The sequence below is a fragment of the Micromonospora sp. MGP-C2 genome (assembly GCF_057766525.1).
This window is the reverse complement of record NZ_JBYMEN010000002.1, coordinates 1185504-1199952: the sequence shown is the minus strand read 5'-3', so window position 1 is coordinate 1199952 and position 14449 is coordinate 1185504. Positions and strand designations below refer to the sequence as shown.

The window sequence follows — 14449 nt, the reverse complement described above, 5'->3', positions numbered from 1 at the left end:
GGGGCGGGCCGCGCGTTGTTACTGTGGCACCCGTAACATGAGTCGTCAAGAACGATGTGCCGACGGCATGACGGTCAGCGGGCCCGCGGCGCCGCGGTCGACTCCCGGACTATCAGGGTCGCCGGCGTCAGCGTTTCGCCGTCTTCGTCGGTGCCGAGCAGGAGTGCGACAGCGGCCGCCCCGGAGCGGTAGAAGTCCTGCCGAACGGTGGTGAGCGGCGGGTGGCAGTACGCGGCCAGCTCGATGTCGTCCACGCTCACGATCGACACGTCCTGCGGCACCGACCGCCCGCGCTCCCGCAGCGCCTTGATCACGCCGAAGGCCATCTCGTCGCTGGCGACGAAGACGGCGGTGACCTCGGGAATCATCGCGAGGATCTGCCCCTGGCGGTAGCCCGACTCGGGCGACCAGTCGCCCTCCAGCGCCGGTGGCGCGTCGATCCCGGCAGCCGCCAGGCACTCCTGCCAGCCCTGCCGACGCTGCCGTGCCTCGATCCACTCGTCCGGCCCGGCCACGTGCCACACCTGGCGGTGCCCCGCGTCCAGCAGGTGCTGGGTGGCCGTGCGCCCCGCCTCGTGCTGGTCGATGCCCAGCACCCGCGCCCCGGTGGTGCGCGAGCCGTCCACCGTGACGGTGGGGATGTCCCGCGTGATGTCCTCCATCCGCTGGGTCACGGAGATCAGGGGGACCGCGATGATGATGCCGTCGACGCCCTGGTCGGAGAGCTTGAGCAGGGACTTCTCCATCAACGCCGTGTCCAGCTCGGCGAGGGTCGCGATGCTCACCGAGTAACCCGCCTGACCGGCCGCCGCCTCCACCCCGGCGGTCACCGCCGAGCGCGAGTAGTAGCCGCCGGCCTGCAGCAGGACCAGGCCGAGCGTGAAGCTCCGACCCGAGGACAGCAGTCGGGGAGCGCCGTTGTACCGGTATTTGAGCTGATCGACCGCGTTGAGCACGCGACGCCGGGTCTCCGCGTTGACGTTCGGCGAGTCGCGCAGCGTGCGCGAGACCGTCTGTGCCGACACACCGGCGGCGCGTGCCACGTCAGCCATGCTCGGCTGCCTGCCACGCATTGTCGCCTCGGTCATCCGCCCGCCCTCCTGAGAACCCGGTACGGCGGCATCCTAGCGCCATTGTTACGGATGGCACGGGTAACATAGGCTTCCGCCATGATCGAGACGACCCGGCCGGGCAACACACTGACACCGTTGAACAGGCCATCGCCCGCGCTCGGATGGAGCGACCGTCAGCTCCACCGACACGGCGTCCCCCACCGCATCCTCTCCGGCGCCCTGCACTACTTCCGGGTCCACCCGGAGCTGTGGCGCGACCGGATCCGGCGGCTGGCCGACCTCGGTCTCAACACCCTCGACACGTACGTGCCGTGGAACTTCCACCAGCCGCACGCGGACCGCGCGCCCAGCTTCGACGGCTGGCACGACCTTGAGGCGTTCGTCGCGCTCGCCGGTGAAGAGGGTCTCGACGTCGTCCTGCGGCCCGGCCCGTACATCTGCGCGGAGTGGTCCAACGGGGGCCTGCCAGCCTGGCTCACCGCCCGCGACGTGGTCCTGCGCAGCTCCGACCCGGCGTTCACCGGGCCGGTGGAGCGTTGGTTCGACGAGCTGATTCCCCGCATCGCACGGCAGCAGACGCAGGCCGGCGGGCCCGTCGTGGCGGTGCAGGTCGAGAACGAGTACGGCAGCTACGGCGACGACGAGGCGTACCTGCGCTGGATTCGCTCGGCACTGCTCGACCGCGGCATCACCGAGCTGCTGTTCACCGCCGACGGCCCCACCGAACTGATGCACGACGCCGGGACGGTGCCCGGAACGCTGGCCGCGGCCACCCTCGGCTCGAAGCCCGAAGCCGCTCGTAGCCTCTTCGCCCGGCGCCGGCCCGACGAACCGTTCGTGGTCGCCGAGTACTGGAACGGCTGGTTCGATCACTGGGGCGAGCGACACCACGTCCGCGCGGTGGACAGCGCTGTCAAGACTCTCGACGCCATCATCGACGAGGGGGGAAGCGTCAGCCTCTACATGGCGCACGGAGGCACCAACTTCGGCCTGTGGGCCGGCGCCAACGCGGACCGAGGCCGGCTGCAGCCCACCATCACCAGCTACGACTCCGACGCGCCGATCGCCGAGGACGGCACGCTGACCGCCAAGTTCCACGCCATGCGCGCGGCCCTCGGCGCGACCGGGCAGCTGCGAGTTTCCGAGCGGATGCCGGTGCTCCCGCCGGCACAGGTGCCGCTGACCCACCGCGCCGACCTGATCGCCGGCCTGCGTGCCGTGCCCACCCCGGAGTCGACCGGTGCACGACCGGCCACCTTCGAGCAGCTCGGCCTGGACGCCGGGATGGTGCTGCTCACCGCCCACCCGAGGATCCCCACGGGTGACCACGTCATCATCCTGACCGACGTACGCGACCGGGCGATCGTCCTCGTCGACGGTGTGCCGATCGGTGTAGCCGACTCCGAGCAGCCGGAACTGCCGATCCGCGGCACCGGTGCGGCAGTGCGCCTGGAGATCCTGGTGGAGAACCTGGGCCGGATCAACTACGGCCCGCTGGTCGGTCAGCACAAGGGCCTGCTCGGGCCGGTGCTCGTCGACCGCCGGATCGTGCACGGCTGGACCAGCTCGCCGATCGCCCTGTCCGAGTGGACACCGGACGACCTGCGCCGCGCCACCTCTGCCGGACCCGCCAGCACCGGTGCCGGCTTCGCGGTGGCGACGGTGCCCATCGAGAAGCCGGCCGACACCTTCCTCGCCCTGCCCGGGTCGGTGCACGGCCTGGTCTGGGTCAACGGATTCCTGCTCGGCCGCTACTGGGACATCGGCCCGCAGGTGACGCTCTACTGCCCCGCACCACTGCTGCGCGCCGGCGAGAACACGGTTGTCGTACTGGAGACCGACCGGCTCGGCCCGGTCCTGGAGCTGCGCGACCATCCTGAGCTGGGCCCCACCGAGGAGTACGTGGAGGAGTTCGACTGACCGTCTGACCGGGCCCCGGCCGCCCGCCGCGCAAGCGGTCGTCCGGGGCCCGACAGGCCGGTCAGGCGCGCTTGCGACGACGCTTCAGCAGCAGGAACCCCACGCCGGCCGCGAGCACTGCGGCACCGCCGCCGGCGGCGAGCGGCAGGGTGGTCGAGCGGCCGCCGGCGGCGGCGAGCTCCGCGGAGCCGAGGTCACTGTCCGGCTCGGAGTCGTCGGTCACGGCTTCCGTGGCGGTGCTCGCGCTCGCGCTGGGGGTGGGAGTGGCGGCGCTCGGGGTCGGGGACGCGGACTTCGAGGGGGTCGCGTCGATGGCAGCAAGCGAATCGCCGTTGAGCGCGACCTTGACCTTGGCCTGACCACCGCCGGAGGACACGACGGCGACGGACAGCTTGCTCGCCTTGTCCGTCAGTTTGGTGATGGCGTCCGCGTTCGGCGGTGCGTTGTTGGTGGCCGTCTTGTCCGCCGTCGTGGTGTCGATGAGTGACGAGGCACCGTAGGAGCCCTTGGGGACACGGTAGGCGTGGACGCCCTCGAGCTTCGCGTCGAAGTTGCCGGCCGCGTGGCGGTACTCGATGACGAGCCGGTCGCCGCCCAGGGCGATGTCCAGGGCCCGGACTCCGCTGCCCTTGCCGTGCAGGGAGCGCAGCGTGTAGACCCCCGACTTGGTGACCTTGAGAGACGCCCCGCCGTTGAGCCATCCGGCACGGATCATCTCCGGTGCGGAGAAGCCGGCCGGCCGATACCCACCGGCCATGATGGTCGTGTGGCTGGCGCCCCCTGACTTGCACGCGCCCAGGTTGCCGCCGGTGCACTTGACGCGACCCTGGTGTCCGAAGCCCAGGTTGTGCCCCAGCTCGTGGCCGACGACGTCGATGCCACTGGCGGTGCCGTACAGGTTGATCCAGGTGGTGGGGCCGGGCAGGGTGGCAAGGCCGGCCCAGGGGCATTCGGTCTTCTGTGCCGGAAAGACGATCGAGAGGCTCTCGTAGTCCTTGCCCGCGACCAGGCCCCGCTTGGTGAGTTCCTCCCGGGTCATCTGGTTGATCTTGCCCTGCGGGCAGCCGGCGGCGCTGAGATCGAGCTTGATCGGGCCGAGGAACTGCTCCGGTACGGCGGGCACCAGCGTGTACTGCCCACGCGACAACTCCGACAGGTACGACGCGGCCGAGTCGCTCTTCGCCCCGAAGTAGGTGTCCGGCGTGGACGCCTTCACCTTGTCCGGAAACTGGAAGGAAGCGTCGTTGAACTCCACCAGAACGGGGAGGATCTTCCTCTTCACCGGGGCGGCGGCCGCGGGGGTGCCGGGGAGCGTGGCGGTGGTCAGTACGGCGATGCCTGTGGCCAGAGCGATGCGGCCGAGGGCAGACAGCTTCATGGGGTCCTGTTCCTTCAAGGGGGGATGCCTGGGCGCCAAGGACGCCGGTGTCCGTGGCTGTACGACTGGGTTCGGCAGCGTCGGATCGCGCCAGCCCGGCGGAGCTGAAGCAGACGAGGGAGTCCTGCCGCTCTTGTGCAGGAGGGAAGAGTCAGGAGCAGCCGAAGCTGCTGCATGCACCAGATCCTATGACATCGTATGTCCGATGTCGTATGAACGTAGGGCCCATCGATGCGTCCGTCAAGTGTTCGCCGTACCCGCAAACTCCCCGCCGACCGCGATCACGATTCGCGTCGATGCTGGACCGCGACCAGATCCAGCGCGGTCACCCACCGCCACGGTGCCGCGCAGGCAGCCTCGACCGCAGTCGATCGGTGACATGCAACAGTGCGGGCCCGCCCCGTGGAGGGCGAGCCCGCACTGTTCTGTCTATTGGTGCGCGCGGTACGAGGTCAGCTGAGCCAGAGGCCGCAGTTGTGCTCCGCCGCGAAGGTGTTGATCACTCGGCTCGCTCCGCCGGTGCGCAACTGCATGACGTTCTCGTCGCCGCCGTAGGTCGGCCACGACGGGGCACCCCGGTAGTTCGGATTGCCGTTGTGGGCGAAGGCGCCCCAGTACCGCATCATCTGGTCCGACAGCTTCTTCTGCTGCGCGGTGAGGGGCCGCTCGCCGAGGGTGAAGTCGAACAGGTAGGCGAGCTCGCCGCTGTGGCCGTTGGAGACGTCCTCACCCGGGACGCGGAACCCGTAGAGGGTCGGCGAGGTCGGGTCGTTGAACTCGTAACGGTAGAGCGGGGTCTTGGTCGAGATCACCCGAGCGGCCTGCTCGGTCTGGCAGGCGCGACCAGCGTCGGTGTGCACCTGCGTGATGGCGTCCCACGGGCTCTTGAACTTGCTCAGCGGGTACGTCGCGAGGACGCGGTCGGCCTTGTCGCCGTACTCACGCTTGATCGTGTCGACGTAGCCCTGCGCGGTGATTCCGGCGAGGGCGGTCTCGGTGAGCCGGTTCTCGGAGCGCGTGGTACCGGACATCACCGGCACCTTGTTCCAGGTGCCGTCGGCGAACGCGTCGGCGAACGACTTGGGCAGCAGCGAGCCGCCCACCTTGGAGTTACCGAGGTAGTTCGCCTGGTTGGCGACGAGCTTCCCGGGCCACGCCGCGCGCAGGCAGTTGACAACGGTGGCGGCATCGGTGCAACCCACCGACTCGGCGAACCCGACACCCCGCTGCTCGCCGGCCGCGAGCGTGTTGCGGGTGGCCAGGCACTGCTGGCTCTGCACGATCGCCTTGTGGAACAGCCCCTTGGCGGCCGGCATGGCGAGCATGTCGCACACGCCCTGTCCGCCGGCGGACTGGCCGTAGATCGTCACGTTGTTCCGGTCGCCGCCGAAGTTGGCGATGTTGTCCCGGACCCACTTCATCGACGCGAGCTGGTCCATCCGGCCGTAGTTGCCGGAGCCGCCGTCCGTGACCGCGCTGAGCGCGGGGTGGGCGAGGAAGCCGAGCGCCCCGAGGCGATAGTTGATCGAGATGATGATGGTGTCGGTCTTGGCCGCCATCGTTCCGCCGCCGTAGATGACGCCGGTGCCCTGGGTGTGGCCACCGCCGTGGAACCAGAGCATGACCGGCAGCTTGGCGTTCTTCGCGACCTTGCTCGGCCGGTAGACGTCGAGGTAGAGGCAGTCCTCGCTGACGGCCTGCTCCTCGCGGATCCCGGTCGGCTCGAACTGCACGCATGCCGGGGCCTGCTGATCGGCCGACCGGATTCCCCGCCACGACTCCGGCGCGGCCGGAGGGGCGAACCGCAGGTCGCGTACGGGGGGTGCCGCGTACGGCAGGCCGAGGAACTGGTCGAACTGGTTCGTCGCGACGCCACGGACGAGCCCGTTCCGGCTCTGCACGACGGGGTCACCGCCGCGTCCGTCGCCCTTGCTGTCCGCCTGGGCGACGGCGCTGGCGCCCGCGCCGAGCAGCAGCACAGGAGCGATCACGGCGGCAGCCCAGGTGGCCAGGCGACGCTTGGGGAAACTTCTCACGAATTAGTCCTTTTCGGTCAATCGAAGGGGTGTACGCAGCTGTTGCTTGCCGAAGCGCTCGTTGCCGGGATTCGCGAGGTGGTGCCGAGGCACCATTTCGCGGACCTCATTGACGTGGTCAGACAGCGGGACTGACCGCGTCCCACACCGAGCAGTTGTGCGATTCGCCGACCTTGGTGTCGGCGACCCGCTGGGCGCTGGGTGCCGCGAATTGCAGGAGGTCACCCTGCGGGGCGTACCGGGGCCAGGTCGGCGCGAACTCCACGTTCGGGTTACCGTCGCGGGCGAAGCTGCCCCAGTAGCTGATCATCTGGTTGGACAGGTCGACCTGCTCGCTGCTGAAGGGCAGGGCCGTGCCGAGGTAGTCCCAGAGGTAGCCGAGGTCGTTGACGTGGGTGGCACCGAAGGGGTAGTCGGTGTTGAGGCGCCAGATCGAGACGAAGGCCGGGCCATTCTTCTCGGCGAACTCGTAGGCGTAGGTCCTGGTGTCCTTCGCCAGCCGCTCGCGCAGCGTCTGGTCCCGACACGCACGCTGGTCGCTCTGGATCGCACCCCAGGTGACGGTGGGCGACTTGTAGTTCACCACCGGGTAGGTGGCACGGATCTGGTCGGCACCATTCGGGTACGTGGTGGAGATCAGGGTGTTGAGCTGTGCGGTGGTGAGCGGCTTGTCGAGGTAGTCGTAGGCGGCGAAGACACTCTGCTGCGACTCGTCGGAGGTGCCGCCGACCAGGACCGGCAGGTCGGTCAGCTTGCCGGTCTTCATCAGCTCGATCGGATCGGTCGGCACGACGCGAGTGCCGGCGACGGCGCCCGACTGACGGACCTTGGCCTGCGCCGCGAGGATCTCGGTGGGGCTCTTCGAGCGAAGGCAGTCGACCTGGCCCGCGCCCGTCGGGCAGCCGATTTCGGCGCTGAACTGCTCGCCGCTCTCTCGGGCTGCCGGCAACGTCCGCAGAGGACTGCCGCCTCCGCTCTGGAGGATGGCGCGGTCGAAGAGACCTCGCGCGGTGGGCGAGGCAAGCTGCACGGCCGTGTTGCCGGCGCCTGCGGACTGCCCGGCGACTGTGACGTTGTCGGGGTTGCCGCCGAACGCCTTGATGTTCTTCTGCACCCAGCGCAGGGCCGCCTGTTGGTCCAGGATCGCGAAGTTGCCGGCCGATCCGTCGCGGTTGGCTGCCTCAAGGGCCGGGTTCACGAGGTAGCCCATGGCGCCGAGCCGATAGTTGATCGTGACGTAGACGGCGTCCTCTCGCGTCACGAACTTGTCCGGGTTGGTGTCGCGCCCTGCGCCGGCGAAGTTGCCGCCGCCGTGGATCCAGAAGAAGACCGGGAGGTTCTTCTTTGAGGCGGTGCTGGGGCGGTACACGTTGAGGTAGAGGCAGTCCTCGGTCAACGTGGGCTTGTCATATCCGGGGTCCCAGCCGGTGCCCTGTACGCAGGAAGCCCCGAACTGTGTCGCGTCCCTCGTGCCCTTCCACCTGGCGGCCGGCTGCGGTGCCTTCCAGCGAAGGTCGCCGGTCGGCGGCGCGGCGAAGGGGATGCCCTTGAAGGAGGTCACCATGCTCTTGGCCTCGCCACGGACCGCACCCTTGTCGGTCTGGACAGCGGAGGACTGGCCGGGGTAGGTGCTGGCGCCGCGTGAGGCGCTGGCGAAGTTTGCCATGGCGGGTGGGCCTGCGGTGACGGCCAGGGCAACAGCCGCTGCGGCTGACACCCCCGCCACCCATCGAGCGGTGGGTCGGATCTTCATCGGTGGTCGTACCTCCATTTTTGCGGCAGGGGAGGTCCCCGGCTCGCACCGGTCCGGTGCCGCAGGTTGTCGTGGACGGGGGAGTCCACGTGAACGGGAGGTGCATCGGATCAACGAATGCACCGGCCCGTGAAGGAGGCCAGGCGACGGTTCAGGCGAGTACCGGGCAAGGAGCCGGAGTGGAACGGTCGCGACGCTGGCGCTTCCCCCGACCGGCCGAGGACGGAGGAAGGCTTTGTTGTCCGGCAGAACATTACCGCTACCAGGAGACTTCGCAACACCAGGGTGAATTTGGTGTTGCGGACGCGCTGCGCCCGTGACCCGTCCGTTACCGGCTGACGGTCGCGGCGGGCAGTTGTCCCGCCCGAGCGAGCGCGACCGCACCGAGCAGCTCGGCCCGTTCCCCGAGCTCGCCGGTGAGCAGCTGCACGGACTCCGCCATGACGCTCGGCATGCGCTGGTCCATCGCTTCGCGCATGCCTGCGACAAACGGTTCTGCCGCCGCACCGAGCGCTCCGTCCACGATGATTGCCTCCGGGCTGAGCAGCACGCAGACGTCGGCGAGCACTCGCCCGAAGCCCCGACCGAGGTCAGCCAGGATGCGTCGGGTGCCCACCTCGCCCGCAGCCGCGAGCTCGCGGATGTCGGCGACAGTCAACGGTTGCGGGTAGGTCGAGCCGATCGTTTCCACGAAGTCGCCGTACGTCACCGCGAGGCAGCCGCGACTTCCGCAGAGGCACCATCGTCCGTTGGGAAGCACCTGCACATGCGCCAGTTCCCCAGCCAGGCCGCGCGCCCCCCGGTGCAGTCCGCCACCGAGGACCAGCCCGGCGCCGACCCCCTCGACCAGCTTGATGTAGATGAGGTCGTCCAGGCCGCGCCCCGCCCCGGCGGTCGCCTCGCCCAGCGCTGCGAGGTTGGCGTAGTTCTCCGCCGCCGTCGGGATGCCCAGGCGTTCGGTGACCATGGGTTGCGGGTCTGAGCGAAACCAACCGAAGACCTTTCCGAGCTCGGGTACGGCCTCGCGGGCTGCATCGGGCATCCGGCCAAATGCCGCCCCGACCCCCCGCTCGAAGGCTGCCGGAACGCCGATGACGGCAAAGTCGGCCTGCCCGGCGTCGACCCCGCCTCGGCGAACGCCTCTTCGAGCAGGCGCAGCCCTCGGTCGAGCACGCGTTGCTGGTCGCGATCGCCACCGATGTCGCGTTGCCGGTGGGCGGCAAAGGCGCCGTCCCAGCCGACCGCCGCGGCCCGGATCGTGGTGTGGCTGAAGCACAGGGCGGCGACCAGGCCGCCGGGGTCCGCCAGCGCGAGGCCACTCGCGGGTCGGCCGCGACTGCGATGCCGTCGTCCGGCGTCGGCCGTGTGCTCGACGACCATGCCCCGTTGCAGGAGGCGATTGACGATGCCGGTCACCGTCGTCTTCGGCAGGCCGGTCGTGGCACTCAACTCGGTCCGGCTGAGAACGGCTCCGCCCCGCAGCGCGGCGAGGACCAGTCGCTCGTTGCCGGGGGTGCCGCTCGGTGGGGCGGGGACAGCACGCGTCATGCGTCGAGCATACCGATTTAAGGACGAAAACAGTCTTAAATGCTGCCGTTGACCAGACTTCTTGGTCCGGATAGCCTCCGTTATGGCTCACTTAGAACGAGTTGAGTCAAAAGGTGCTCCGGCAGGCCGAGCCGGACGCCGACCGGCGAGCAGGTATGGGACCCGGCCAAGTCCCGGACCTGTCAGCCGGCCGGCTGCGGGATGCGGCCAGCTGTGGTGGAACTCTGGCGAGTGCGCAGCTGGTAGCACCCGCAGCTGGCGAAGCCCTTCCAGGCGGCACCACCGACCCTGTGGTCGGGTGTCTCGGAGAGTGGCGGGGCTATCGTGCACCTCGTGACCCACGAACGCGAACTGTCCTCACCTGTCGATCTGTGCCAACCGGGCGGGCGGCTCAATCCCGCGGCCGTCGGCTGGACACGCCGCCCGCTGCACACCGCGAACCTCCGCGGCTGGGGCCGGACCAAGCGGTGGGAGTACTGGGGCATCGTGACGCCACGGCACATCGTCGGGCTGGTCGCCTCGTCGCTGGACTACGCCGGCGTGCACAGCGTCTATGTGCTCGACCGGGACAGCGGCACCGAGACGAAGGCCGACGTGGTGGTGCCGCTGGCGCGCGGGACGGTACTACCGCCGCACAGCGGCGTGGGCGAGGTTCGTGCACAGGGCGGTGGCCTGGCGATCCGGATCGCTCAGCGCCCGGACGGCACCGCCATCTCGGCGAGCGCCCCCGGAGTACGGCTGGAGGTGGACGTGCCGTTGCCGGCCGGCCACGAGTCGCTCGGCGTCGTCGTGCCGTGGAGCCCCACGCGATTCCAGTACACGGTCAAGGACGTCGGCCGCCCTGTCCTCGGCACACTGGAACTGCACGGCCAGACGTACGAGATCGGTGGGCCGGACGCGTTCGCCGTGCTGGACCACGGTCGCGGCAGATGGCCGTACGCGATCACGTGGAACTGGGCCGCCGGTGCGGCACCGGGACGGGCCATCCAGCTCGGCGGTCAGTGGACTGACGGCACCGGGGTCACCGAGAACGGCCTGTTCGTCGACGGCCGGTTGCACAAGATCGGCGAGGAACTGCGCTGGACCTACGACCGGTCGGACTGGCTTCGCCCGTGGCGGATCAGCGGGGAACGGGTCGAGGCCGAGTTCCAGCCGTTCCACGAGAAGGTGGCCCGCACCAACCTGGGTGTCGTCGCGAACGAGACCCACCAGTGTTTCGGGCACTTCTCCGGCTGGGCGAAGACGGACGACGGGACGAAGGTGAGCCTCGACGGGCTCGTCGGCTGGGCCGAGGAGGCGCGCAACCGCTGGTAGCAGTTGCGTGGTCAGCCGGTCATCGGACCACTTCGAACTGTGGACACCTCCGCTCCGTGTTTATGATCGACAACCCGGGAGGGGCACGGAAGCCTGGCCGCTCGGTGCGGCCTCGAGCAAGAGGTGAGGTGCGCGACGGTGAACCGCGAGGCGTACGCCTGCTGGGTGCGTGAGCCCGGCGCGGCGGAGATCCGGCCTGTGACGCTGTCCGCTCCGGGGCCCGACGAGGTGCTGGTCCGGGCCCGGTACTCGGGGGTCAGCCGGGGCACCGAGACGCTGGTCTTCGCCGGCCGGGTGCCCGCCGACCAGCACGCCGCCATGCGCGCGCCCTTTCAGGAGGGTGACTTCCCCGGCCCGGTGAAATACGGCTATCTCAGTGTCGGCGTGGTCGAGCAGGGCCCGCCGGACCTGCTCGGGCGCACGGTCTTCTGCCTGCACCCGCACCAGAGCGCGTACGTCGTGCCGGCCACCGCCGTGGTGCCCGTGCCGGACGGGGTGCCTCCGGCCCGGGCGGTGCTCGCCGGCACGGTGGAGACCGCCGTCAACGCGCTGTGGGACGCGGCGCCACTGGTCGGCGACCGGGTCACCGTCGTGGGTGCGGGCATGGTGGGCTGCTGTGTCGCCGCGCTGCTCGCCCGTTTTCCCGGCGTGCACGTCGAGCTGGTCGACACCGACGCCCGGAGGGCCGGGGTGGCCGGCGCGCTCGGTGTCGAGTTCGCCCAACCGGACGACGCGACCGGCGACCGGGACCTGGTGGTGCACGCCAGCGCCACCAGTGCCGGCCTGCAACGCTCGCTGGACCTGCTCGCGCCGGAGGGCACTGTCATCGAGCTGAGCTGGTACGGCGACCGCCAGGTGCAGGTGTCGCTGGGTGGGGCGTTCCACTCCGGCCGGTTGAGCGTACGCAGCAGCCAGGTCGGCATGGTCGCGCCCGCCCGGCGTGGGCGGCGCAGCTACGCCGACCGGCTGGCGCTCGCCCTCGACCTGCTCGACGACCCGGCCTTCGACGCCCTGATCACCGGTGCGTCCCGGTTCGCGGAGCTGCCCGACGTGCTTGCCAGACTGAGCACGGGCGACCTGCCCGCGCTCTGCCACCTCATCACCTACGACGACGGGGAGTGACAGTGTTCAGCGTGACCGTTCGGGATCACATGATGATCGCCCACAGTTTCCGGGGCGACGTGTTCGGCCCGGCCCAGCGTCTGCACGGGGCCACCTTCGTGGTGGACGCGACGTTCCGCAGGCCCGACCTGGACGCCGACGGAATCGTGGTCGACATCGGCCTGGCCACCGAGCAGCTGCGGGCCGTGCTGGGCGAGCTGACCTACCGCAACCTCGACGACGAGCCGGCCTTCGCCGGGGTGAACACCACCACCGAGGTGCTGGCCCGCACCATCGCGGACCGGCTGGTCGAGCGGGTCCACGCCGGTGACCTGGGCGCGGGGGCGCGTGACCTCACCGGCATCACCGTCACGCTGCACGAGTCGCACATCGCCTGGGCGAGCTACGAGCGTTCGCTGTGATCGATGCCGGTCGGACGGCGTCCACCGGCGGGTCGGACACGACCTTCCGCACGGTGCACGTCGTCCTGCCCGGTGACATCGACGACGTGGCCACTCCCAGCGGTGGCAACACATACGACCGGCGGGTCTGCGCGGGGCTCGGTGAGCGCGGCTGGTCGGTGCGTGAGCACCCGGTGCCCGGCGCGTGGCCGGACCCCGACCCGGTCGACCGGGCGAAGCTGACCGAGCTGCTCGACGCCACGCCCGACGACGCCGTGGTGCTGCTCGACGGCCTGATCGCCTCGGCAGTGCCGGACCTGCTCGTGCCGCATGCCCGCCGGCTGCGCCTGGTCGTCCTCGTGCACCTGCCGTTCGACGACGAGGCGGAGGCCCGGGCGCTGACCACCGCCCGGGCCGTCGTCACCACCAGCGAGTGGACCCGCCGTCACCTGGTGGCGCGCCATCCGGCGCTCGCCGACCGGATCCGGGCGGCCCCTCCCGGGGTGCGGCCGGCACCGCCTGCACCCGGCTCGATCACCGGCGACCGGCTGCTCTGCGTCGCGGCCGTCACCCACCACAAGGGGCACGACGTGCTGGTCGACGCGTTGTCCACGCTGGTCGGGCTGCGCTGGACGATGGTGTGCGCGGGCACCCTGACCCGGGAGCCGGACCTCGTGCGGCGGCTGCGGGAGCGGCTCACGGGCGCCGGTCTCACCGAGCGGGTGCGCCTCGTCGGTCCGCTGACCGCAGCGGCGCTGGACGCCGCGTACGCCGACGCCGACCTGCTGGTCCTGCCGTCGCGGGGCGAGACGTACGGCATGGTCGTCACCGAGGCGCTGGCGCGTGGCCTGCCGGTGCTCGCCACCGAGGTCGGCGGGTTGCCGGAGGCGCTCGGCCACGCGCCCGGCGGTGACAGGCCGGGCCTGCTCGTCGCCCCGGACGACCCCGCCGCGCTGGCCAACGCGTTGACCCGCTGGCTGACCGACGACCCGCTGCGGGCCCGACTGCGGCGTGCCGCTCTGGCCCGGCGCGACACCCTGACCGACTGGCCGGTGACCACCGAGTTGCTGGCCGCCGCGCTGGAGGAGGTGGCGGGATGACCGTCGAGGAGACCCTGCCGTTCGCCGACTGGCTGCGACTGCGGGAGCCGGCCGACGCGACGGCGCGTGCCGAGGACCTGCTGGACGCCGTTCGCCCCCGACTGGCCGGTGACGCCCCGACGGTGATCCACGACCTGGGCAGCGGCACCGGCTCGATGAGCCGCTGGGTGGCACCCCGCCTGCCCGGCCCGCAGCACTGGGTGCTGCACGACCGGGACGCCGACCTGCTGGCCCGCGCCGCCGAGGGCATGACCGGGGTGACCGCCTCCGACGGCGCCCCGGTCACCGTGAGCACCCGCTGCGGTGACCTCACCCGGCTGAGCGCCGCCGACCTGGCCGACGCTTCGCTGTTCACCGCGTCCGCGCTGCTGGACATGCTCAGCGTCGAGGAGATCGAGCGGGTGGTGGCCGCCTGCGTGGGCCGGCCGACCCTCTTCGCCCTCTCGGTGACCGGGCGGGTCCGGTTCACCCCGGCCGATCCACTGGACGCGGTGGTCGAGGCCGCGTTCAACGACCACCAACGGCGTACGGTCGACGGCCGGCGGCTGCTCGGCCCGGACGCCGCCGCCACCACCGTCGCCGCGTTCGCCCGGCGGGGCGTGCACGTGCGGGAACGGCCCAGCCCGTGGCGGCTGGGCCCGGAGCACGCCGACCTGGCCGCCGAGTGGTTCCGGGGCTGGCTGGGCGCGGCCTGCGAAGAGCGTCCCGACCTGGCCGGCCCGGCCGAGGCGTACGCCCGGCGTCGGCTGGCCGACGCGGCGGCCGGGCGGCTCACCGTCCTGGTCGACCACAGTGACCTCCTCGCCGACGGATGAACCGTTCTCA

General features: G+C 70.7%; 11 protein-coding genes and 1 pseudogene. 6 read left to right on the top strand and 6 right to left on the bottom strand.

Translation table 11 applies throughout. From position 1 onward, the window contains the following. Positions 1 to 74: 74 nt before the first annotated feature. Complete coding sequence (locus AC3CF1_RS05220) at positions 75 to 1052, bottom strand: LacI family DNA-binding transcriptional regulator (RefSeq protein WP_488449687.1); 978 nt, start codon at positions 1050 to 1052, stop codon at positions 75 to 77. A gap of 117 nt (positions 1053 to 1169) precedes the next feature. Here AC3CF1_RS05220 and AC3CF1_RS05215 point away from each other — a divergent pair, with 117 nt between their 5' ends. Next, the gene (locus tag AC3CF1_RS05215) at positions 1170 to 2993 is read left to right on the top strand and encodes a glycoside hydrolase family 35 protein (RefSeq protein WP_354980642.1); all 1824 of its coding nucleotides are present in this window, start codon (positions 1170 to 1172) and stop codon (positions 2991 to 2993) included. A 61-nt stretch (positions 2994 to 3054) separates the two neighbouring features. Here the strand turns inward: AC3CF1_RS05215 and AC3CF1_RS05210 are convergent, their stop codons facing one another. From AC3CF1_RS05210 to AC3CF1_RS05190, 5 genes and pseudogenes are all read right to left on the bottom strand, one after another. After that, positions 3055 to 4371, bottom strand: a complete 1317-nt coding sequence (locus AC3CF1_RS05210) for an LPXTG cell wall anchor domain-containing protein (protein ID WP_354980641.1) — start codon at positions 4369 to 4371, stop codon at positions 3055 to 3057. 452 nt (positions 4372 to 4823) lie between these two features. Next, the gene (locus tag AC3CF1_RS05205; RefSeq protein WP_488449686.1) at positions 4824 to 6407 is read right to left on the bottom strand and encodes a carboxylesterase/lipase family protein; all 1584 of its coding nucleotides are present in this window, start codon (positions 6405 to 6407) and stop codon (positions 4824 to 4826) included. 118 nt (positions 6408 to 6525) lie between these two features. Beyond that, entirely contained in the window at positions 6526 to 8073 is a 1548-nt protein-coding gene (locus AC3CF1_RS05200) for a carboxylesterase/lipase family protein (RefSeq protein WP_488449685.1), read from the bottom strand. Between the two features lie 415 nt (positions 8074 to 8488). Continuing rightward, the gene (locus AC3CF1_RS05195; protein ID WP_488449684.1) at positions 8489 to 9127 is read right to left on the bottom strand and encodes an ROK family protein; all 639 of its coding nucleotides are present in this window, start codon (positions 9125 to 9127) and stop codon (positions 8489 to 8491) included. Positions 9128 to 9516: 389 nt separating this feature from the next. Next, positions 9517 to 9708, bottom strand: a pseudogene (locus AC3CF1_RS05190) (MarR family transcriptional regulator); the annotation flags it as partial. A gap of 333 nt (positions 9709 to 10041) precedes the next feature. On the opposite strand from AC3CF1_RS05190, the gene AC3CF1_RS05185 reads away from it, so the two are divergent. From AC3CF1_RS05185 to AC3CF1_RS05165, 5 genes are all read left to right on the top strand, one after another. Beyond that, positions 10042 to 11022 carry a DUF2804 domain-containing protein gene (locus AC3CF1_RS05185; RefSeq protein WP_328534193.1) on the top strand — a complete coding sequence of 327 codons (981 nt, stop codon included), beginning with the start codon at positions 10042 to 10044 and terminating at the stop codon, positions 11020 to 11022. Between the two features lie 138 nt (positions 11023 to 11160). After that, positions 11161 to 12144 carry a zinc-dependent alcohol dehydrogenase gene (locus AC3CF1_RS05180; RefSeq protein ID WP_488449683.1) on the top strand — a complete coding sequence of 328 codons (984 nt, stop codon included), beginning with the start codon at positions 11161 to 11163 and terminating at the stop codon, positions 12142 to 12144. Positions 12145 to 12146: 2 nt separating this feature from the next. Continuing rightward, positions 12147 to 12545 carry a 6-pyruvoyl trahydropterin synthase family protein gene (locus AC3CF1_RS05175; RefSeq protein ID WP_088948537.1) on the top strand — a complete coding sequence of 133 codons (399 nt, stop codon included), beginning with the start codon at positions 12147 to 12149 and terminating at the stop codon, positions 12543 to 12545. Next, a complete protein-coding gene (locus tag AC3CF1_RS05170; RefSeq protein WP_488449682.1) occupies positions 12542 to 13624 on the top strand; it encodes a glycosyltransferase family 4 protein in 1083 nt (360 codons plus the stop codon). Before AC3CF1_RS05175 ends, AC3CF1_RS05170 begins: the two co-directional genes overlap by 4 nt. Then, positions 13621 to 14439: a class I SAM-dependent methyltransferase gene (locus AC3CF1_RS05165; RefSeq protein ID WP_488449681.1), complete on the top strand. Its 819-nt coding sequence runs from the start codon at positions 13621 to 13623 to the stop codon at positions 14437 to 14439. The genes AC3CF1_RS05170 and AC3CF1_RS05165 overlap by 4 nt, the downstream gene beginning before the upstream one ends. The last annotated feature ends 10 nt before the right edge of the window (positions 14440 to 14449 follow it).